The sequence below is a fragment of the Streptococcus oralis genome, assembly GCF_003943415.1.
GTDB classification, from domain to species: domain Bacteria; phylum Bacillota; class Bacilli; order Lactobacillales; family Streptococcaceae; genus Streptococcus; species Streptococcus oralis_BJ.
Genome location: NZ_RJPK01000003.1, coordinates 108,815 through 128,243 on the forward strand (window position 1 = coordinate 108,815; position 19,429 = coordinate 128,243).

Consider the following 19,429-nt stretch of genomic DNA (forward strand, 5'->3'; position numbering starts at 1 on the left):
ATAGAAGTCTGAGATTTTATGCTTGGACTTCTTTTTGGAGGGAAACTAGATGTCTCAAATCGAAAAGATCAAACAAGCCATTATGGCAGATTCGCAAAATAAAAGCTATACAGAGCAGGGGATAGAGCCTCTCTTTGCAGCGCCAAAGACAGCACGTATCAATATCGTCGGTCAAGCGCCTGGTCTAAAGACTCAGGAGGCAGGTCTTTATTGGAAAGATAAAAGTGGTGACCGCTTGCGAGACTGGCTCGGTGTTGACGAAGATACTTTTTACAATTCAGGTTATTTCGCAGTTATTCCCATGGACTTTTATTTCCCAGGACATGGAAAATCAGGCGACCTTCCACCTCGTAAAGGCTTTGCCGAAAAATGGCACCCACAACTCCTCAAGGAATGTCCCAATATTGAATTGACCCTTTTGATTGGACAATATGCTCAGGCCTACTATCTTCATGAGAAAGTTAGTGGCAAGGTAGCAGAGCGGGTAAAACACTACAAAGACTATTTGCCAGAATATTTTCCTCTAGTTCACCCTTCTCCTCGTAATCAAATCTGGATGGCTAAGAATCCTTGGTTTGAGTCAGAAGTGGTGCCAGATTTGAAAGCGTTGGTACAAAAGATTATTCATCAATAAAGGAGAAAAACTATGGATGCTTATCAACAAGTAGCTAATAAGTTGCAAGAGTTGGGAATTACCTTTGATGTGGTGGAGCACCCACCTGTATTTACGACAGAGCAGGCAGATAGCTATATTGAAGGAATGGAAGGAGTCCGGACTAAGTCCATGTTTTTGACCAATAGAAAGAAAACCCAGTACTATCTGCTCATCATGGGTGACAAGAAACGATTGGATATGGATGACTTTAAAGTTCAAGTGGGAGCCGATCGGATTCGAATGGCCTCATTGGACTCCTTGGCTGAGAAAATGACCCTATCAGCAGGAACTGTATCACCTTTTGGTTTGTTAAATAATGAAGAAAAAGATATTCTAGTTTATTTTGATAAGGACATTGTATCGGAGGATATCATGACTTTCCATCCCAATACTAATGAAAAGACCATCTTTATCAAAAGCAAAGACTTGTTCCGATTTTTAGAGTCGATTGGATTTACCTATAAGTTTTTAACTTTGCGTTAAAGGCATCAAAAAGAAGAAATGATGAAAGAAATTGTTTTTGACAAATTCTACCAGCTTTACCAGAAAGGGTCCCTTTCAGTCATAGACGTGAGAGAAGTAGAAGAGTTTGAGATGCTTCATTTAGAAGGTGCTCAGAACCTACCACTTAGTCAATTGGCTGATATCTATGATCAATTGGACAAGGACCTCTTGCATTATGTCATTTGTAAGTCGGGCATTCGTTCGGCTCGTGCTTGTCAATTCTTAGAGGAGCATGGATACAAGGTCATCAATGTCCAAGGTGGAATGACGGCCTTTGAAAATCTTTAAAACTGTATGGCGATAGATCCTAATCTTCCCTTGCTAGGTTCTAACTGAGTGAGGGCTTGTGTTTTTAGACAATTCTTATTTTTAAAAATATTGAAAACATTCAATGATTAATTTTGGATACTTTTTTCAGAGTCTTAATCATGGTATACTAGGTCAGTATTTTAGAAATATGAAGGAGATTTTTATGGCTAAAAAAGGTGCTCTAACAGGCTTGCTCCTGTTTGGAATATTTTTTGGTGCGGGAAACTTGATTTTTCCACCTTCTCTAGGTGCTTTATCTGGAGAACAGTTTCTTCCTGCCATCGCAGGTTTTGTCTTTTCAGGTGTTGGTATTGCCGTCTTGACACTTATTATTGGAACTCTAAACCCTAAAGGATACATTCACGAGATTTCTAAGAAAATCTCACCTTGGTTTGCGACGCTTTATCTTGCAGTCCTCTATCTATCGATTGGCCCATTCTTTGCCATTCCACGTACATCTACAACAGCTTATGAAGTTGGCATTAGCCCCCTCTTGTCTGAAGCAAATAAAGGTCTAGGATTGATTATTTTTACAGTGCTGTATTTTGCAGCAGCCTATCTGATTTCACTCAATCCATCAAAGATTTTGGATCGAATCGGACGTATCTTGACACCAGTCTTTGCTTTGCTTATCGTTATCTTAGTTGTACTAGGTGCCTTTAAATATGGTGGAACAAGTCCTCAAGCGGCTTCAGATGCTTATCAAGCTTCTGCCTTTGGTACAGGTTTCCTAGAAGGGTATAACACCTTAGATGCCCTTGCCTCAGTGGCCTTCAGCGTAATCGCTGTTCAAACCTTGAAACAACTTGGATTCTCCAGTAAGAAAGAATACATTTCAACTATTTGGGTGGTTGGTATCGTTGTAGCTCTTGCCTTTAGCGCTCTTTACATTGGTTTAGGTTTCCTTGGAAATCATTTCCCAGTACCAGCAGAAGCCATCAAGGGTGGAACACCAGGTGTTTATATTTTGTCACAAGCAACTCAGGAAATCTTTGGTTCAACGGCTCAACTCTTCCTTGCTGTTATGGTAACTGTAACCTGCTTCACAACGACAGTTGGCTTGATTGTGTCTACAGCTGAGTTCTTTAACGGACGTTTCCCGCAAATCAGCTATAAGATTTATGCAACTGCCTTTACCTTGATTGGATTTGCTATTGCCAACCTTGGTTTGGATGCCATTATCAAGTACTCAGTGCCAGTACTGGTAATCTTGTACCCAATCACCATCGCCATTGTGATGATCGTGATTGTTAATAAGTTTGTCGCCCTATCAAAACCGGGCATGCAGTTAACTATTGGGCTTGTTACAGCTATTGCTCTTGCAAGTGTTCTTGGAAGTTCCTTTAAAATTGAGTTTCTAGCAAATCTCGTCAATGCTCTTCCGTTTGCAGCTGCCTCTCTACCATGGTTGGTGCCAGCTATTATTGGAATTTTGCTTTCCTTGGTTTTACCAAACAAGCAAGAAAGCGATGTTTTTGAAATGGAATAAAAAATAGAAATCACTTTTGTAAGTCAACTCTACAGGAGTGATTTTTCTTTTTTCCTCTCTACTGAAATGTGCTATAATAGGTAGCAAAAGAGGTGAAGAAATGAATCAGACTATAAACTATATCAAAGAACTAACCGCTATTGCATCTCCAACAGGCTTTACTCGTGAGATTTCAGACTACCTAGTCCATACTTTAGAAGAGCTTGGTTACCAGCCTGTTCGTACAGCCAAGGGCGGTGTCAATGTGACCATTAAAGGTCAAAATGATGAACAACAACGCTATGTGACTGCCCATGTGGATACGCTAGGTGCTATTGTTCGTGCAGTCAAACCAGATGGCCGTCTCAAATTGGATCGTATTGGTGGTTTTCCTTGGAACATGATTGAAGGAGAAAACTGTACCGTTCATGTGGCTAGCACTGGTCAAAAGGTATCTGGGACCATCCTCATCCACCAGACATCATGCCATGTCTACAAAGATGCAGGAACTGCTGAACGCACACAGGACAATATGGAAGTGCGTTTGGATGCAAAAGTGACCAATGAAAAAGAAACCCGCGCCTTGGGCATCGAGGTCGGTGATTTTATCAGTTTTGACCCGCGAACTGTCGTGACAGAGACTGGTTTTATCAAGTCACGTCACTTGGATGACAAGGTCAGCGCAGCGATTTTGCTCAATCTACTTCGTGTTTATAAGGAAGAGGGAATTGAGTTGCCAGTAACAACTCATTTTGCTTTTTCAGTCTTCGAAGAGGTGGGCCACGGTGCTAACTCCAATATTCCAACTCAAGTGGTGGAATATCTAGCTGTAGATATGGGAGCTATGGGCGATGACCAGCAGACGGATGAATATACAGTGTCTATATGTGTCAAGGACGCTTCAGGTCCCTATCACTATGACTTCCGTCAACACTTGGTAGCTTTGGCGAAAGAGCAAGATATTCCATTTAAGTTGGATATCTATCCATTTTACGGTTCGGATGCTTCCGCAGCTATGTCAGCAGGAGTAGAGGTTAAGCATGCCCTCCTTGGAGCTGGTATTGAGTCCAGTCACTCTTACGAACGAACACACATTGATTCAGTAGTGGCGACTGAGCGTATGGTCGATGCTTATCTCAAGAGTGCATTGGTAGACTAATATGTGTTTGATTTGTCAAAGAATTGAATGGATCAAGGCAGGGGAAAATCCTTACTTTGTCAAAGAACTAGAAACAGGCTATGTTGTTATTGGAGACCATCAATACTTTAAGGGTTATACCTTATTTCTAGCAAAGGATCATGTCACAGAACTCTATCAAATGGAGACTTCTGTGAAACTTCGCTTTCTAGAGGAAATGAGTCTGGTCCAAGAAGCTGTTGCCAAAGCGTTTAAGGCTGAAAAGATGAACATCGAACTTCTAGGAAATGGAGATGCCCACGCTCACTGGCACCTCTTTCCAAGACGGTCGGGTGATATGAAGGGTCATGGACTTAATGGCCGTGGTCCAGTCTGGTGGGTGCCCTGGGAAGAAATGGCGGCAGAAGATTACCAAGTGCAATCCCCTGAACTGGAACAAATGATAAGAGCCTTATCCGATGAACTAGAGAAGCACGTGGTTTAAGAGAGGAAGAAAAAATGAAGAAAAGATACATCGTTTTATCTGGTTTGCTAGCAGTAACCCTAGTAGCATGTGCTCAAGAAAAACCTAAAAATGAAGAAAACACTCAAAAGACGGAGCAAAGCAGTCAACCTGAGGGAACTGTAGGAAGTAAATCCCAAGCTTCTAGTCAGAAAAAAGCAGAAGTTGTGAATAAGGGAGACCACTATAGTATCCAAGGGAAATATGATGAAATCGTCGTAGCCAATAAGCACTATCCTTTGTCAAAAGACTACAATCCAGGAGAAAATCCAACAGCTAAAGCAGAGTTGGTCAAACTCATCGCAGCCATGCAAGCAGCTGGCTACCCAATCAGCGATCATTACAGTGGTTTTAGGAGTTATGAAACTCAAACCAAGCTTTATCAAGACTATGTGAATCAAGACGGTAAGGAAGCAGCAGATCGCTACTCAGCTCGCCCAGGTTATAGTGAACACCAAACAGGTCTTGCTTTTGATTTGATTGGGACTAATGGAGAATTGGTGACAGAGGAGAAGGCAGCTCAGTGGCTCTTGGATCATGCGGCTGACTATGGCTTTGTTGTTCGCTATCTCAAAGGCAAGGAAAAAGAGACTGGCTACATGGCAGAAGAATGGCATCTCCGCTACGTTGGAAAAGAAGCCAAAGAAATTGCTGCAAGTGGCCTCAGTTTGGAAGAATACTATGGCTTTGAAGGCGGAGATTATGTCGATTAAAAATGAAAGTTTTCTCTTGCATTTTTAGATAAATAGTGTATAATTGAAAGGTATGTGTAAAGCATACTTGTGGGAGGTAAAAATCTTACATTACCGCCAAAACCACAAAGGAGGATTTAAAAATGGCTAAAAAAGTCGAAAAACTTGTAAAATTGCAAATCCCTGCTGGTAAAGCTACACCAGCTCCACCGGTTGGACCTGCTCTTGGTCAAGCTGGTATCAACATCATGGGATTCACAAAAGAGTTCAACGCTCGTACAGCTGACCAAGCTGGTATGATCATTCCAGTTGTTATCTCAGTATACGAAGACAAATCATTTACTTTCGTTACAAAAACACCACCAGCTGCTGTTCTTTTGAAAAAAGCTGCAGGTGTTGAAAAAGGATCAGGTACACCTAACAAAACTAAAGTAGCTACAGTTACTCGTGCACAAGTACAAGAAATTGCAGAAACTAAGATGCCAGATTTGAACGCAGCAAACATTGAGTCTGCAATGCGTATGATCGAAGGTACTGCTCGTTCTATGGGATTCACTGTTGTTGACTAATCAATAACACAGTAGAAAATCTCACAGCAGTCTATTAGTTGCTTTTCATACTAGGCAAGTGACTGATGCTTGTACTTAGGTACAGCAAAGGAACTTAACGAAGTAGGAAAAGAAAAACAATAGACTGATAACCCGCAAGACTTCATCATTTCGAGAAGTGACGTGGGAGATGAAAATCGATTGAACCACTTACAAGGAGAATAGAAAATGGCTAAAAAAAGCAAACAACTTCGTGCTGCTCTTGAGAAAATCGACAGCACAAAAGCATACAGTGTAGAAGAAGCTGTAGCACTTGCAAAAGAAACTAACTTTGCAAAATTTGACGCAACTGTAGAAGTTGCTTACAACTTGAACATCGACGTTAAAAAAGCTGACCAACAAATCCGTGGCGCAATGGTATTGCCAAACGGTACTGGTAAAACTTCACGCGTTCTTGTTTTTGCACGTGGTGCAAAAGCTGAAGAAGCAAAAGCTGCTGGTGCAGACTTTGTTGGTGAAGATGACCTTGTTGCGAAAATCAACGACGGTTGGTTGGACTTCGACGTAGTTATCGCTACACCTGACATGATGGCTCTTGTTGGACGTCTTGGACGTGTTCTTGGACCACGTAACTTGATGCCAAACCCTAAAACTGGTACTGTAACAATGGATGTTGCTAAAGCAGTTGAAGAGTCTAAAGGTGGTAAAATCACATACCGTGCTGACCGTGCAGGTAACGTTCAAGCAATCATCGGTAAAGTATCATTTGAAGCTGAAAAATTGGTTGAAAACTTTAAAGCTTTCAACGAAACAATCCAAAAAGCAAAACCAGCTACAGCTAAAGGAACTTACGTAACAAACTTGACAATCACAACTACTCAAGGTGTTGGTATCAAGGTTGACGTGAACTCACTTTAATCAACTAAAATCTCTGGCTTCGGTCAGAGTTTTTTTATTCAAATCTATCAACAAAGGATTGGAGGAAATAAAATTGTTGAGAGAAGCTGTACAGGAGGATTTATTTGAATTATTAAATCTCTACCTGTCCTTACATGAGAAAGAGATTCCAGAAGATAGTCTTCATTTGCAGCAAGTATGGAGTGAGATGATTTCTGACCAGCACCATCATGTTATCGTGAAGGAGGTGGAAGGAAGAATAGTCTCCTCCTGTATTTGTGTCATTATTCCCAATTTGACAAGAGGTGTGAGACCCTATGCTTTGATAGAAAATGTGGTGACCCGAGAAGAAGATAGAGGGAAAGGGTATGCAAGCGCTTGTCTTGAATATGCTAAACAAATAGCTAAAGAGGGAAATTGTTATAAGATGATGCTCCTGACAGGTTCTAAAAATACAAGCACCCAGGATTTTTATAAAGGAGCTGGTTATAATAGTAAGGATAAAACAGCCTATATTCAGTGGTTGAATTAAAGCTTGAATCTTAAATCAGCAGGACGAAATCTTGGATTAGCAAATAAAAATCTTCTATTTCTTCTTTCACAGAAAATGTGGTATAATAGAGAGTAAAAACTTTGAAAGAAAGAAAAAGATGAATTTAAAAGATTATATCGCAACGATTGAAAATTATCCTAAGGAAGGCATCACCTTCCGTGATATCAGCCCTTTGATGGCAGATGGAAATGCCTATAGCTATGCTGTTCGTGAAATCGTTCAGTATGCAACTGACAAGAAAATCGACATGATCGTGGGACCAGAAGCCCGTGGTTTTATCGTTGGCTGTCCCGTTGCCTTTGAGTTGGGGATTGGATTTGCTCCTGTTCGTAAACCAGGGAAATTACCGCGTGAAGTGATTTCTGCTGACTATGAGAAAGAGTACGGTATTGATACCTTGACCATGCATGCTGATGCGATTAAGCCAGGTCAACGTGTTCTCATTGTAGATGATCTTTTGGCGACAGGTGGAACAGTTAAAGCGACCATCGAAATGATTGAGAGACTCGGTGGAGTTGTAGCAGGTTGTGCTTTCTTGATTGAACTTGATGAGCTTAAAGGCCGTGAAAAAATCGGAGATTACGATTACAAGGTACTTATGCATTATTAATGAAAAACAGTCCTTGGGGCTGTTTTCTCTTCATCTGCTATATAAACAAACTATAGCTAGTTAGAGAAAAACTATAATTGAAAACTATATCTTCATACAGTATAATAAAGGGAAGAAGTATTTGGAGGTTTTTACTTTCAAACAGACAAGATCATTCCCGAAATAGAGAACTGTTAGGAGGGTATTATGCCGATTCGAATTGATAAAAAATTACCAGCTGTGGAGATTTTAAGGACAGAAAATATCTTTGTTATGGACGACCAACGGGCCGCTCATCAGGATATTCGCCCCTTGAAGATTTTGATTTTAAATCTTATGCCTCAAAAGATGGTAACAGAAACGCAACTCTTGCGGCATTTGGCTAATACACCTTTGCAATTAGATATTGATTTCTTGTATATGGAGACGCATCGTTCAAAGACGACTCGTGCCGAACATATGGAAACCTTCTATAAGACCTTTCCAGAGGTCAAGGATGACTTTTTTGATGGAATGATTATTACAGGAGCACCAGTGGAGCATTTGCCTTTTGAGGAGGTGGATTACTGGGAAGAATTCAAACAGGTCATCGAATGGTCCAAGACGCATGTTTTTTCTACCCTGCATATCTGTTGGGGTGCCCAAGCAGGTCTTTATGCTCGCTATGGAGTTGAAAAGCATCAGATGGCTCAGAAATTGTCAGGCATTTACCCGCAGGACACCTTGAAAGAGGGCCATCTTCTCTTTCGTGGTTTTGATGATAGCTATGTAGCTCCCCATTCTCGTCATACAGAAATCTATAAGGAGGAAATTTTAGGAAAAACCAATCTGGAAATCCTCTCTGAGGGAGAACAAGTCGGCGTTTCTATTTTAGCCAGTCGGGATCTTCGTGAGATTTATAGTTTTGGTCATTTAGAATATGACCGTGATACTCTAGCAAAAGAGTATTTTCGTGATTGTGAGGCAGGACTTAATCCTCACATTCCAGAAAATTACTTCAAAAATGATGATGTGAATGAGAAACCGTGTCTTTGTTGGTCTTCATCAGCTGCCCTCTTTTTCAGTAATTGGGTTAACTATGCTGTTTATCAGGAAACCCCCTTTGACTGGAAAAAGGTAGAGGATGACGCAGCTTCATTTGGATATTTATAAGAGGAATTATGACATATTTTGACGCTTTCAAATCAGGGAACTTGGTTTTGCCAAGTGCCCTGCTCTTGCATTTTAAGGAACTCTTTCCTTCTAGTGATGATTTTCTCGTCTGGCAATTTTTTTATCTACAAAATACATCTGCTTTGGATGAGCTATCGCCAAGCCAAATTGCAGAAACTATTGGAAAAGAACTTGCAGATGTCAACCAATCCATTTCAAACTTGACTGAAAATGGTTTGCTACAATATCGGACCATTGAACTAAATGGGGAAATTGAGCTGATTTTTGATGCTAGTCTGGCTTTTGAACGTTTGGATAACTTGTTGGATAGTCAGACTCCAGCTGCAACAGCATCAAACCCGCAAAATCAATTGAAGGATCTGGTTGAGACTTTCCAGCAGGAATTAGGACGTTTGTTAACGCCGTTTGAAATCGAAGATCTTTCCAAGACTGTCAAAGACGATGGAATTAAGGCGGATTTGATCAAGGAAGCTCTCCGAGAGGCGGTTCTAAATGGCAAACCAAACTGGAAATATATTCAGGCCATCCTTCGGAATTGGCGCCATGAAGGCATTCAATCTGTGGCTCAGGTGGAGGCCAAACGAGCAGAGAGAGAAGCAAACAATCCTAAACAAGTTCAGGCTTCGGCTGATTTCCTTGATGCCATGAATTTGTGGCAAGAGTAGCCGCTTGAAAAATCTTGTAAATTAGAGTAGGATTTGCAAGCTCCTTATAAATATGATAAAATAATAGAAAATAAAATGAAAAAAGAGGTATGTGAAATGTCACGTAAACCATTTATCGCTGGTAACTGGAAAATGAACAAAAATCCAGAAGAAGCAAAAGCATTCGTTGAAGCCGTTGCCTCAAAACTTCCTTCATCAGACCTTGTTGAAGCAGGTATCGCAGCTCCAGCTCTTGATTTGACAGCTGTTCTTGCTGCTGCTAAAGGTTCAAACCTTAAAGTTGCTGCTCAAAACTGCTACTTTGAAAATGCAGGTGCTTTCACTGGTGAAACTAGCCCACAAGTTTTGAAAGAAATCGGTACAGACTACGTTGTTATCGGTCACTCAGAACGTCGTGACTACTTCCATGAAACTGACGAAGATATCAACAAAAAAGCAAAAGCAATCTTTGCAAATGGTATGCTTCCAATCATCTGTTGTGGTGAGTCACTTGAAACTTACGAAGCTGGTAAAGCGGCTGAATTCGTAGGTGCTCAAGTATCTGCTGCTTTGGCTGGATTGACAGCTGAACAAGTTGCTGCATCAGTTATCGCTTATGAGCCAATCTGGGCAATCGGTACTGGTAAATCAGCTTCACAAGACGATGCACAAAAAATGTGTAAAGTTGTTCGTGACGTTGTAGCTGCTGACTTTGGTCAAGAAGTTGCTGACAAAGTTCGTGTTCAATACGGTGGTTCAGTTAAACCTGAGAACGTTGCTTCATACATGGCTTGCCCAGACGTTGACGGTGCCCTTGTTGGAGGTGCGTCACTTGAAGCTGAAAGCTTCTTGGCATTGCTTGATTTTGTAAAATAATCTAAGTTTTTCCAGACAGACAGTCAAAAGTACCAGGTGACTTTGACTGCCTGTCTTGTTTTTACTTGGAGCATTCTTGTGAAAAGGATTTTTTCAGATTAGGAAAGTTCCTTAGGGAAGGAAAGGCGTGCGGATGCGCGCTCTTTTCTGTATCAAAAAGTTATGAAAGGAGGAGTTATGCTCTATATTTGGTCTTATTTGAAAAAATATCCCAAGTGGTTATTCTTGGATTTCTTTGGGGCGGTTTTCTTTGTGATTGTCAATCTTGGACTGCCAACTGTTCTGGCTCGGATGATTGATGAAGGTGTGAATAAAGGGAATGAACAGCAATTGTATGTTTGGGCTGCAATTATGCTGGTGATTATCCTATGTGGAACCTTGGGACGTATAGTCTTAGCTTATGCTGCTAGTAAGCTGACGACCAATATGGTCAAGGATATGAGGGATGATCTCTATGCCAAATTACAAGAGTATTCCCATCATGAATATGAAAAGATAGGAGTATCTTCACTGGTTACTCGTATCACCAGTGATGCCTTTGTTCTCATGCAGTTTGCAGAACAGACCTTAAAACTGGGTGTCATCACTCCCATGATGATGCTGTCTAGTATTTTAATGATCTTTTTGACCAGCCCGTCATTAGCTTGGATAGTAGCTTTTGCAGTACCTTTCTTGGCCGTGGTGGTTATTTATGTGGCTGTTAAGACTCGCCCTTTGTCAGAGAAACAGCAGGCTACCTTAGACAAGATCAATCAATACGCTAGAGAAAATCTGATGGGACTCCGTGTCATTCGTGCCTTTGCTCGTGAGGAATTTCAAGAGGAACGCTTTGCAGGGCAAAATGCGGTCTATGCAGCTAATTCCAATCGTCTGTTTAAACTAACTGGCTTGACAGAACCCTTGTTTGTTCAGATTATTATTGCTATGATTGTGGCTATTGTCTGGTTTGCTCTGGATCCTATCAAACAAGGAAGCTTGCAAATTGGGGACCTGGTGGCCTTTATCGAATATAGTTTCCACGCCCTCTTGTCCTTCCTTTTTTTATCTAGCCTCTTTACCATGTACCCTCGTACAGCGGTTTCGAGTGAACGCTTGAAAGAAGTCATGGAGATGCCGATTTCTATTGATCCTAATGAAGGAGGCGTCAGAGAGACAGCAACCCACGGATATTTGGAATTTGAAAATGTCACCTTTGCCTATCCTGGTGAGACGGAAAATCCTGTTTTGCACAACATTTCTTTCAGCGCTAAACCAGGTGAAACTATTGCCTTTATCGGATCGACCGGATCGGGCAAGTCCTCTCTTGTGCAATTGATTCCTCGTTTTTACGATGTCACACTTGGGAAAATTAAGGTTGATGGTGTCGATGTGAGGGATTACCGCCTCAAGTCTCTCCGTCAAAAGATTGGTTTTATCCCGCAGAAGGCCTTGCTGTTTACAGGAACTATCGCTGAAAATATCCGCTATGGGAAGGAAGATGCTAGTCACAAAGACCTACATCAGGCAGCGGACGTGGCGCAAGCCAAAGATTTTATCGAAAGCCGAGAAGAAGGCTTTGCGACTCATCTAGCTGAAGGTGGAAGTAATCTTTCTGGAGGACAGAAACAACGTCTATCAATTGCCCGAGCGGTTATAAAGAATCCTGATATCTATATTTTTGACGATTCCTTTTCAGCCCTGGACTATCGTACGGATGCCATTTTACGCCGTCGTCTCAAGGAAGTAACGCAGAATGCTACAGTTTTAATTGTCGCTCAACGTGTCGGAACTATCATGGATGCGGATCAGATCATCGTTCTTGATAAGGGAGAAATCGTGGGTCGCGGTCGCCATGAGGAATTAATGGAAACCAATGACATCTATCGTGAAATAGCTGAGTCGCAGTTGAAAAATGCATCTCTCACAGAAGAATAGGAGGAAATATGAAAACACAATCTAGTTTGGCTCGTTTGTGGAGCTATTTAAAAGCCTACCATTTTTCTGTTTTCTTTGCAGTCTTTCTAAAAGTTTTGAGTGTGGTCATGAGTGTCTTGGAGCCTTTTGTCTTGGGGCTAGCCATTACGGAGTTGACAAAGAATCTCTTAGATATGGCTAATGGTCTTGCAGGTGCTGGTATCAATACTGGCTACATCGGAACTGTTTTAATCATTTACCTCTTTAGAGGTCTATTGTATGAACTTGGGTCTTATTATTCCAATTATTTCATGACCAATGCAGTCCAGTCTATGACTCAGGATCTGCGAAATGAAATGACTGAAAAGATCAATCGTATCCCTGTGTCTTTCTTTGACAAACACCAGTTTGGTGATTTGTTGGGGCGCTTTACCAGTGACGTTGAGACAGTCTCCAACGCTCTTCAACAGTCTTTCCTCCAAATTGTCAATGCCGTTCTGACGATTGTCCTCGTGATGGGAATGGTATTATATTTGAATTTTCAGTTGGCTATAGTGGTGATTCTATCCATTCCAGTGACCTATTTTGGTGCCAGAAGCATCCTGAAACGTTCTCAGCCTTATTTTAAAGAACAGGCGGCTATTTTAGGACGGATGAATGGCTATGTGCAGGAAAATCTTACAGGTTTTAATGTCTTGAAACTTTATGGTCGTGAGGAAACTTCTCATAAAGAATTTTCTAAGATTACAGACGATCTCCAACGTGTTGGTTTTAAAGCCAGCTTTATCTCTGGACTCATGATGCCAGCCCTTCATGCCGTATCGGATTTGACCTATCTGATCGTTGCAGTTCTTGGTGGTTTGCAGGTTATTGCAGGTCGTTTGACAGTAGGGAATATGCAGGCTTTTGTTCAGTATGTCTGGCAGGTTAGCCAGCCTATCCAAAACATTACACAACTTGCGGGTCAAATGCAAAGTGCCAAGTCTTCGTTAGACCGCATCTTTGACATCTTGGATGAGACTGAGGAAGTAGAGGGAGAAGAACTCAAAATCCTTGAACCCTTAACAGGTCAGGTAACCTTTAAGCAGGTTGATTTCCAGTATGTCGAAAACAAACCATTGATTCGAGACTTTAATCTAGAAGTTCAACCAGGAGAGATGGTAGCGATCGTTGGTCCAACTGGTGCAGGTAAGACAACCTTAATCAATCTGCTCATGCGTTTTTACGATGTTACAGCAGGTTCTATCTTGGTTGACGGACAAGATATTCGTCAGTTGTCACGACAAGACTACCGCCGTCAGTTTGGGATGGTCTTGCAGGATGCTTGGCTCTACGAAGGTACGATCAAAGAAAACCTACGTTTTGGAAATCTTGACGCCAGTGATGAGGATATTGTAGAGGCTGCCAAAGCGGCAAATGTAGACCACTTTATCCGAACTCTTCCTGGTGGTTACAACATGGAGATGAACCAAGAGTCAAGCAATATTTCCCTCGGGCAAAAACAACTTTTGACCATCGCGCGTGCTCTCCTAGCCAATCCTAAAATTCTCATTCTGGATGAAGCGACTTCCTCAGTTGATACTCGTTTGGAACTCTTGATTCAAAAAGCCATGAAACGCTTGATGAAGGGAAGAACCAGCTTTGTCATCGCCCACCGTCTCTCGACCATTCAAGAAGCAGACAAGATTCTCGTTCTTAAGGATGGACAGATTATTGAGCAGGGAAACCATGAAAGCTTGCTCCAAGCAAAAGGTTTTTATTATAATCTTTATCAAAGCCAATTTTCGAGCAAATCTGATCAAGTCAGCTAATAAAATAAAGCTAAATTTTTCTTAAATTATCAGTCAATTACAACTTTTTTAATATGAGTTAATTTCCTTGCTTTTGTATACCAGGAGTAGTATACTTAGGTAGTAATCAATAAATTGGTTACAAAAATAATATTATGAGGTGAGAAAAATGGTTGAATTGAAAAAAGATGCATTAAAAGACGTAACAACATTATCTAAGACAGCGCCAGTAGCATTGGCAAAAACAAAGGAAGTATTGAACCAAGCAGTAGCGGACTTGTATGTGGCTCACATTGCTCTTCACCAAGTTCACTGGTATATGCGTGGTCGTGGCTTCCTCGTATGGCATCCAAAAATGGATGAATACATGGACAGTCTTGATGGCTATCTTGACGAAATTAGCGAACGTTTGATTACCCTTGGTGGCAAACCTTACTCAACTTTGACAGAGTTCCTTCAACACAGTGAAATCGAAGAAGAAGAAGGAGAATTCCGTAACGTTGAAGAAAGCTTGGAACGTGTTCTAGCTATTTATCGCTACCTCATCACTCTTTTCCAAAAAGCTTTGGATGTAACTGACGAAGAAGGCGATGATGTTACAAACGATATCTTTGTTGGGGCTAAGGCTGAACTTGAGAAAACAGTTTGGATGCTTACAGCAGAACTTGGACAAGCTCCTGGTTTGTAAGATATAGTTGCTACCCCTTTTATCATGAGGTGCTTGATAAGTGCCCCTGACCAATCATCTTTTAAAAGTCATGTAACTGTAAACAGTTGCATGACTTTTTTGTCTGCTGGACTTAGGACACATTGTCAAAAGTAGGATTTTACGGTATAATAGTTGCTGTTCGAGAAATTTTGATTTTCAAAAAATAGTGAAATGTTATAAGGAGAACCCATGAACAACTTACCAAATTGTCCAAAATGTAATTCAGAATATGTCTATGAAGACGGAAGTCTCTTGGTCTGCCCAGAGTGTGCCTATGAGTGGAATCCTGCAGAAGTTGCAGAAGTAGAAGAAGGTGTTGTTGCTATCGATGCCAACGGAAATAAATTAGCCGACGGCGATACTGTAACCCTTATCAAGGACTTGAAAGTAAAAGGTGCGCCAAAGGATTTGAAACAAGGAACTCGTGTTAAAAATATCCGTATCGTAGAAGGTGACCACAACATCGACTGTAAGATTGATGGTTTTGGAGCTATGAAACTCAAGTCAGAATTTGTTAAGAAAATCTAGCCATGAAACTGAATTATAAATTTATCTTTTATAGTCGTGTGCTCTTGTTCTTAGCAGCATTTACAGGAGTTTATTTGGAGATTACCAAGCACGGTGGCTTTGGTATGCTTCTTTACTACACAGTGTTGTCCAATCTTTTGGTAACGATTTTCACGGGCTATCTGCTCCGTGTGATGAGCCGTTCAGGTGAAAATTGGCAAAGTCCGACCTTGCTTCGCCTCAAGGGTGGTGTTACCATGAGTATCATGATTACCTGTGTGATTTACCATTTTATGCTTGCTCCGATTGCGACAGACTTTTACCGTGTGGAAAATTTCCTTTGCCACTATATCGTTCCACTCTGGTTTTTAGCTGACACCCTCTTCTTTGATAAACAGGGTCGATACAAGATCTGGGATCCAGTCTTGTGGACTATCTTGCCCTTGGTTTATATGATTTTTGCCTTGTTTAATGGTCTTGTCTTGAAACTCAATATTCCGAATTCCAAGGACAATCCCTTCCCCTATTTCTTTTTGAATGTGAACAAGGGTTGGGACGTGGTCATCAAATGGTGTTTGATCATTTTTGTGGCTTATATGGTTGCAGGCTTTATCTTCTATCTGATCAAGCAAATCAAGCGAAAATAGTCTTCCTATTAGGAAAGTTAGGACGGAGTCTCTAGTTCAATCGGGCTCCTTCTTTTCTTGCCATCTTCCTTTTAAAAGGATCAACAGTGAGAAATATATAGAAAGAAAATCCATGAAACAATATTTAGAACGGGCTAGTATTTTGGCCCTCTCCCTCGTTTTGATTACCTCCTTTTCCATCTCGAGTGCTTTACCAGCCATGTTTGACTATTATCAAGGCTACCCCAAAGAACAAATCGAGCTCCTGGTCAGTCTCCCTTCTTTTGGAATCATGATTATGCTGGTTTTAAATGGGTTTTTGGAGCGTTTGCTTCCTGAGCGACTTCAGATTAGTCTGGGACTTCTCATCCTCTCTATCGGTGGGACAGCTCCCTTCTGGTATCAGGATTATAACTTTGTCTTTGCTACGCGGATTTTATTTGGCTTGGGTGTTGGGATGATCAATGCCAAGGCTATTTCCATCATCAGCGAACGCTATCATGGAAAGACACGGATCCAGATGCTGGGTCTCCGCGGATCAGCAGAAGTTGTCGGGGCGTCGATTTTAACTCTAATGGTAGGTCAACTCTTATCCTTGGGATGGACAGTGACCTTCTTGGCCTACAGTGCGGGATTTTTAGTATTGATTCTTTATCTGCTCTTTGTCCCTTATGGGAAAGAAAAGAAAGAAACAAAGAAAAAAGAGGCCGAAACGACTCGTTTGACAGGACAGATGAAAGGCTTAATTTTTCTATTGGCTGTCGAAGCAGCAGTTGTTGTCTGCACCAACACAGCTATCACCATTCGTATTCCTAGTCTGATGGTGGAAAGAGGTCTAGGGGATGCCCAGTTATCGAGTTTGGTTTTAAGTGTCATGCAGTTGATTGGGATTGTGGCTGGCGTGAGTTTTTCTCTCTTGATTTCTCTCTTTAAAGAAAGATTGCTTCTTTGGTCAGGTATCACCTTTGGATTGGGACAGATTGTGATAGCTTTGTCTCCGTCATTGGGTGTGATGATAGTTGGAAGTATTGTGGCAGGTTTTGCCTACAGCGTAGCCTTGACCACTGTCTTTCAGCTTCTTTCTGAAAGAATCCTAGCTAACCTCCTTAATCAGGCGACATCTTTCGCAGTGCTAGGATGTAGCTTTGGAGCCTTTACGACACCTTTCATTCTTGGGGCGATTGGCTTGGTGACTCAAAACGGTATGTTGGTCTTCACCATTCTAGGATGCTGGTTAATAGTGACTTCCGTATTTGTCATGTTTGTACTTCAAAAGAAAGCTTAGGATTGATTTCCTAAGTTTTTCTTTTTGTTTTTTGTCCCCAGACAATTATTGTTTTTTAAACTTGTTTGCAGTCTTATTTCTTGATAAAATAAGACTTATGACAAGATATAAAGCAATCATTTCCTATGACGGTTATGCCTTTGCTGGTTTTCAGCGCCAGCCTCATGCGCGGAGCGTTCAAGAGGAAATCGAAAAAACCTTAACGAGACTCAATAAGGGGCAAGCCATCGCTGTTCACGGTGCTGGTAGGACGGATAGTGGGGTCCATGCTTTGGGACAGGTGATTCATTTTGACCTGCCCTATCAGATGGATGAGGAAAAACTCCGTTTTGCTCTAGATACCCAGTCTCCTGAAGATATCGATGTGATTTTGATTGAGATTGTGGCCGATGATTTTCATTGCCGTTATGCAAAACATAGCAAGACCTATGAGTTTATCGTAGATAGAGGGCGCCCCAAAAATCCTATGCATCGTCATTATGCCACTCATTTTCCCTATCCGCTCGATGTGGAGCGGATGCAGATGGCAATCAAAAAGCTAGAGGGAACCCATGATTTTACTGGTTTTACAGCATCTGGTACCAGTGTAGAGGACAAGGTTCGGACCATTACAGAAGCGAGTTTAACAGTCGATGAGACAGGGCAGTTTTTGACCTTTACCTTTTCAGGAAATGGCTTCTTGTATAAGCAGATTCGCAATATGGTGGGGACGCTGCTCAAAATCGGAAATAATCGAATGCCAGTTGAGCAGATTGACTTGATCTTGGAAAAAAAAGACAGACAGCTTGCAGGTCCCACTGCAGCACCAAATGGCTTGTATTTGAAGGAGATTCGTTATGAGGAATAATCGTATTTTAGCACTTTCTGGAAATGATATTTTTAGTTGTGGCGGTTTGTCAGCTGATTTGGCTACCTATACTTTAAATGGTTTGCATGGTTTTGTAGCAGTGACTTGTTTGACAGCCTTGACAGAAAAGGGTTTTGAAGTCTTTCCAACGGACGATACTATTTTTCAACATGAGTTGGATAGTTTGCGTGATGTGGACTTTGCGGGAATCAAGATTGGTCTTCTCCCTACTGTCAGTGTGGCTGAGAAAGCCTTGGATTTTATCAAACAACGCCCAGGAGTACCTGTGGTGTTAGACCCTGTCTTGGTCTGCAAGGAAACGCACGACGTGGCAGTCAGTGAACTCTGCCAAGAATTGATCCGCTTTTTTCCTCATGTCAGTGTGATTACGCCAAATCTTCCAGAGGGAGAATTATTAGCTGATCAAGAGATTAAAACCTTGGAAGATATGAAAACTGCAGCGCAGAAATTGCATGATTTAGGAGCGCCAGCAGTTATTATCAAGGGAGGCAATCGCCTCAGTCAGGACAAGGCTGTAGATGTCTTTTATGATGGACAAACTTTCACTGTTCTAGAAAATCCCGTCATCCAAGGCCAAAATGCTGGTGCAGGTTGTACCTTTGCATCAAGCATTGCCAGTCATCTGGTCAAAGGTGATGACCTTTTAACAGCAGTAGAGAGCTCTAAGGCTTTCGTTTACCGTGCTATTGCACAAGCAGATCAATATGGAGTAAGACAATATGAAGCAAACAAAAACAACTAAAATCGCCCTTGTATCAATCTTGACAGCCCTATCAGTAGTTTTGGGTTATATTGTAAAAATCCCAACTCAAACAGGAATATTAACTTTTTTGGATACTGGAATTTTCTTTACGGCCTTTTATTTTGGGAGACGTGAAGGAGGTATCGTTGGAGGTTTAGGAGGTTTTATCATTGACCTTATTTCAGGTTATCCTCACTGGATGTTCTTTAGTTTGATTTTCCATGGTTTGCAGGGATATTTTGCAGGCTTTAAAGAGAAATGGCAGTGGCTTGGATTGCTTTTGGCAACTATTATCATGGTAGCTGGATATGCATTTGCTACCGCTTGGATGAAAGGTTGGGGGATAGCCTTGGCAGATGTTCCTCATAATTTATTGCAGAATTTTGTTGGAATGGTTGTAGGATTTCTACTTGTCCAAGCTATTAAGAAGATAAAATAAAAAAATATTCAACTGAGATTTT

23 protein-coding genes are annotated in these 19,429 nt (G+C 41.3%); all 23 read left to right on the top strand.

The annotated features are described in order from the left end of the window. Nucleotides 1-49 precede the first annotated feature (49 nt). The 23 genes from D8801_RS05165 to D8801_RS05275 all read left to right on the top strand — a co-directional run bounded on the left by D8801_RS05165 (nucleotide 50) and on the right by D8801_RS05275 (nucleotide 19,407). Nucleotides 50-634, top strand: coding sequence for a uracil-DNA glycosylase family protein (locus D8801_RS05165; RefSeq protein ID WP_125848346.1), 585 nt, complete (start codon nucleotides 50-52; stop codon nucleotides 632-634). Nucleotides 635-646: 12 nt separating this feature from the next. Continuing rightward, nucleotides 647-1,138 carry a prolyl-tRNA synthetase associated domain-containing protein gene (locus D8801_RS05170; RefSeq protein WP_125848347.1) on the top strand — a complete coding sequence of 164 codons (492 nt, stop codon included), beginning with the start codon at nucleotides 647-649 and terminating at the stop codon, nucleotides 1,136-1,138. A gap of 21 nt (nucleotides 1,139-1,159) precedes the next feature. Further along, nucleotides 1,160-1,447 (top strand): rhodanese-like domain-containing protein, encoded by a 288-nt coding sequence (locus D8801_RS05175; protein ID WP_125848349.1) that lies wholly within the window; start codon nucleotides 1,160-1,162, stop codon nucleotides 1,445-1,447. A 184-nt stretch (nucleotides 1,448-1,631) separates the two neighbouring features. Continuing rightward, nucleotides 1,632-2,957: a branched-chain amino acid transport system II carrier protein gene (gene brnQ / locus D8801_RS05180; protein ID WP_001074598.1), complete on the top strand. Its 1,326-nt coding sequence runs from the start codon at nucleotides 1,632-1,634 to the stop codon at nucleotides 2,955-2,957. A gap of 100 nt (nucleotides 2,958-3,057) precedes the next feature. Further along, nucleotides 3,058-4,095 carry a M42 family metallopeptidase gene (locus D8801_RS05185; protein WP_125848351.1) on the top strand — a complete coding sequence of 346 codons (1,038 nt, stop codon included), beginning with the start codon at nucleotides 3,058-3,060 and terminating at the stop codon, nucleotides 4,093-4,095. Between the two features lies 1 nt (nucleotide 4,096). Continuing rightward, complete coding sequence (locus tag D8801_RS05190) at nucleotides 4,097-4,558, top strand: HIT family protein (protein ID WP_125848353.1); 462 nt, start codon at nucleotides 4,097-4,099, stop codon at nucleotides 4,556-4,558. Nucleotides 4,559-4,572: 14 nt separating this feature from the next. Beyond that, on the top strand, nucleotides 4,573-5,289 hold the full coding sequence (gene ldcB / locus D8801_RS05195) for an LD-carboxypeptidase LdcB/DacB (protein WP_125848355.1): 717 nt from the start codon (nucleotides 4,573-4,575) through the stop codon (nucleotides 5,287-5,289). Between the two features lie 122 nt (nucleotides 5,290-5,411). Then, a complete protein-coding gene (rplK, locus tag D8801_RS05200) occupies nucleotides 5,412-5,837 on the top strand; it encodes a 50S ribosomal protein L11 (RefSeq protein ID WP_001085808.1) in 426 nt (141 codons plus the stop codon). Nucleotides 5,838-6,044: 207 nt separating this feature from the next. Then, complete coding sequence (gene rplA / locus D8801_RS05205; protein ID WP_001085675.1) at nucleotides 6,045-6,734, top strand: 50S ribosomal protein L1; 690 nt, start codon at nucleotides 6,045-6,047, stop codon at nucleotides 6,732-6,734. Between the two features lie 73 nt (nucleotides 6,735-6,807). Continuing rightward, complete coding sequence (locus tag D8801_RS05210) at nucleotides 6,808-7,245, top strand: GNAT family N-acetyltransferase (protein ID WP_125848358.1); 438 nt, start codon at nucleotides 6,808-6,810, stop codon at nucleotides 7,243-7,245. A 118-nt stretch (nucleotides 7,246-7,363) separates the two neighbouring features. Beyond that, nucleotides 7,364-7,876, top strand: a complete 513-nt coding sequence (locus D8801_RS05215; protein ID WP_001049316.1) for an adenine phosphoribosyltransferase — start codon at nucleotides 7,364-7,366, stop codon at nucleotides 7,874-7,876. 186 nt (nucleotides 7,877-8,062) lie between these two features. Next, nucleotides 8,063-9,007: a homoserine O-acetyltransferase MetA gene (gene metA / locus D8801_RS05220; RefSeq protein ID WP_084973317.1), complete on the top strand. Its 945-nt coding sequence runs from the start codon at nucleotides 8,063-8,065 to the stop codon at nucleotides 9,005-9,007. An 8-nt stretch (nucleotides 9,008-9,015) separates the two neighbouring features. Further along, entirely contained in the window at nucleotides 9,016-9,693 is a 678-nt protein-coding gene (locus D8801_RS05225) for a DnaD domain-containing protein (RefSeq protein WP_125848360.1), read from the top strand. Nucleotides 9,694-9,789: 96 nt separating this feature from the next. Then, nucleotides 9,790-10,548, top strand: coding sequence for a triose-phosphate isomerase (gene tpiA, locus D8801_RS05230; RefSeq protein ID WP_000087891.1), 759 nt, complete (start codon nucleotides 9,790-9,792; stop codon nucleotides 10,546-10,548). A 177-nt stretch (nucleotides 10,549-10,725) separates the two neighbouring features. Beyond that, nucleotides 10,726-12,462: an ABC transporter ATP-binding protein gene (locus D8801_RS05235; RefSeq protein WP_125848362.1), complete on the top strand. Its 1,737-nt coding sequence runs from the start codon at nucleotides 10,726-10,728 to the stop codon at nucleotides 12,460-12,462. A gap of 8 nt (nucleotides 12,463-12,470) precedes the next feature. Further along, complete coding sequence (locus D8801_RS05240; RefSeq protein ID WP_125848364.1) at nucleotides 12,471-14,252, top strand: ABC transporter ATP-binding protein; 1,782 nt, start codon at nucleotides 12,471-12,473, stop codon at nucleotides 14,250-14,252. A 148-nt stretch (nucleotides 14,253-14,400) separates the two neighbouring features. Further along, the gene (locus D8801_RS05245) at nucleotides 14,401-14,919 is read left to right on the top strand and encodes a Dps family protein (RefSeq protein WP_125848366.1); all 519 of its coding nucleotides are present in this window, start codon (nucleotides 14,401-14,403) and stop codon (nucleotides 14,917-14,919) included. Nucleotides 14,920-15,129: 210 nt separating this feature from the next. After that, the gene (locus tag D8801_RS05250) at nucleotides 15,130-15,468 is read left to right on the top strand and encodes a zinc ribbon domain-containing protein YjdM (RefSeq protein ID WP_001061600.1); all 339 of its coding nucleotides are present in this window, start codon (nucleotides 15,130-15,132) and stop codon (nucleotides 15,466-15,468) included. A 2-nt stretch (nucleotides 15,469-15,470) separates the two neighbouring features. Then, nucleotides 15,471-16,094 carry a Pr6Pr family membrane protein gene (locus tag D8801_RS05255; RefSeq protein WP_125848368.1) on the top strand — a complete coding sequence of 208 codons (624 nt, stop codon included), beginning with the start codon at nucleotides 15,471-15,473 and terminating at the stop codon, nucleotides 16,092-16,094. 112 nt (nucleotides 16,095-16,206) lie between these two features. After that, the gene (locus D8801_RS05260) at nucleotides 16,207-17,358 is read left to right on the top strand and encodes an MFS transporter (RefSeq protein ID WP_125848370.1); all 1,152 of its coding nucleotides are present in this window, start codon (nucleotides 16,207-16,209) and stop codon (nucleotides 17,356-17,358) included. Between the two features lie 97 nt (nucleotides 17,359-17,455). Then, a complete protein-coding gene (truA, locus tag D8801_RS05265) occupies nucleotides 17,456-18,205 on the top strand; it encodes a tRNA pseudouridine(38-40) synthase TruA (protein WP_125848372.1) in 750 nt (249 codons plus the stop codon). Further along, the gene (locus D8801_RS05270; protein WP_125848374.1) at nucleotides 18,195-18,968 is read left to right on the top strand and encodes a bifunctional hydroxymethylpyrimidine kinase/phosphomethylpyrimidine kinase; all 774 of its coding nucleotides are present in this window, start codon (nucleotides 18,195-18,197) and stop codon (nucleotides 18,966-18,968) included. The genes truA and D8801_RS05270 overlap by 11 nt, the downstream gene beginning before the upstream one ends. After that, nucleotides 18,946-19,407 carry an ECF transporter S component gene (locus tag D8801_RS05275; protein ID WP_125848376.1) on the top strand — a complete coding sequence of 154 codons (462 nt, stop codon included), beginning with the start codon at nucleotides 18,946-18,948 and terminating at the stop codon, nucleotides 19,405-19,407. The genes D8801_RS05270 and D8801_RS05275 overlap by 23 nt, the downstream gene beginning before the upstream one ends. The last annotated feature ends 22 nt before the right edge of the window (nucleotides 19,408-19,429 follow it).

What these genes read in the sequence shown, in the direction of transcription:
- D8801_RS05165 (WP_125848346.1), top strand. Translation starts at nt 50, where the DNA reads ATGTCTCAAATCGAAAAGATCAAACAAGCCATTATGGCAGATTCGCAA.
- D8801_RS05170 (WP_125848347.1), top strand. Translation starts at nt 647, where the DNA reads ATGGATGCTTATCAACAAGTAGCTAATAAGTTGCAAGAGTTGGGAATT.
- D8801_RS05175 (WP_125848349.1), top strand. Translation starts at nt 1,160, where the DNA reads ATGAAAGAAATTGTTTTTGACAAATTCTACCAGCTTTACCAGAAAGGG.
- brnQ (WP_001074598.1), top strand. Translation starts at nt 1,632, where the DNA reads ATGGCTAAAAAAGGTGCTCTAACAGGCTTGCTCCTGTTTGGAATATTT.
- D8801_RS05185 (WP_125848351.1), top strand. Translation starts at nt 3,058, where the DNA reads ATGAATCAGACTATAAACTATATCAAAGAACTAACCGCTATTGCATCT.
- D8801_RS05190 (WP_125848353.1), top strand. Translation starts at nt 4,097, where the DNA reads ATGTGTTTGATTTGTCAAAGAATTGAATGGATCAAGGCAGGGGAAAAT.
- ldcB (WP_125848355.1), top strand. Translation starts at nt 4,573, where the DNA reads ATGAAGAAAAGATACATCGTTTTATCTGGTTTGCTAGCAGTAACCCTA.
- rplK (WP_001085808.1), top strand. Translation starts at nt 5,412, where the DNA reads ATGGCTAAAAAAGTCGAAAAACTTGTAAAATTGCAAATCCCTGCTGGT.
- rplA (WP_001085675.1), top strand. Translation starts at nt 6,045, where the DNA reads ATGGCTAAAAAAAGCAAACAACTTCGTGCTGCTCTTGAGAAAATCGAC.
- D8801_RS05215 (WP_001049316.1), top strand. Translation starts at nt 7,364, where the DNA reads ATGAATTTAAAAGATTATATCGCAACGATTGAAAATTATCCTAAGGAA.
- metA (WP_084973317.1), top strand. Translation starts at nt 8,063, where the DNA reads ATGCCGATTCGAATTGATAAAAAATTACCAGCTGTGGAGATTTTAAGG.
- D8801_RS05225 (WP_125848360.1), top strand. Translation starts at nt 9,016, where the DNA reads ATGACATATTTTGACGCTTTCAAATCAGGGAACTTGGTTTTGCCAAGT.
- tpiA (WP_000087891.1), top strand. Translation starts at nt 9,790, where the DNA reads ATGTCACGTAAACCATTTATCGCTGGTAACTGGAAAATGAACAAAAAT.
- D8801_RS05235 (WP_125848362.1), top strand. Translation starts at nt 10,726, where the DNA reads ATGCTCTATATTTGGTCTTATTTGAAAAAATATCCCAAGTGGTTATTC.
- D8801_RS05240 (WP_125848364.1), top strand. Translation starts at nt 12,471, where the DNA reads ATGAAAACACAATCTAGTTTGGCTCGTTTGTGGAGCTATTTAAAAGCC.
- D8801_RS05245 (WP_125848366.1), top strand. Translation starts at nt 14,401, where the DNA reads ATGGTTGAATTGAAAAAAGATGCATTAAAAGACGTAACAACATTATCT.
- D8801_RS05250 (WP_001061600.1), top strand. Translation starts at nt 15,130, where the DNA reads ATGAACAACTTACCAAATTGTCCAAAATGTAATTCAGAATATGTCTAT.
- D8801_RS05255 (WP_125848368.1), top strand. Translation starts at nt 15,471, where the DNA reads ATGAAACTGAATTATAAATTTATCTTTTATAGTCGTGTGCTCTTGTTC.
- D8801_RS05260 (WP_125848370.1), top strand. Translation starts at nt 16,207, where the DNA reads ATGAAACAATATTTAGAACGGGCTAGTATTTTGGCCCTCTCCCTCGTT.
- truA (WP_125848372.1), top strand. Translation starts at nt 17,456, where the DNA reads ATGACAAGATATAAAGCAATCATTTCCTATGACGGTTATGCCTTTGCT.
- D8801_RS05270 (WP_125848374.1), top strand. Translation starts at nt 18,195, where the DNA reads ATGAGGAATAATCGTATTTTAGCACTTTCTGGAAATGATATTTTTAGT.
- D8801_RS05275 (WP_125848376.1), top strand. Translation starts at nt 18,946, where the DNA reads ATGAAGCAAACAAAAACAACTAAAATCGCCCTTGTATCAATCTTGACA.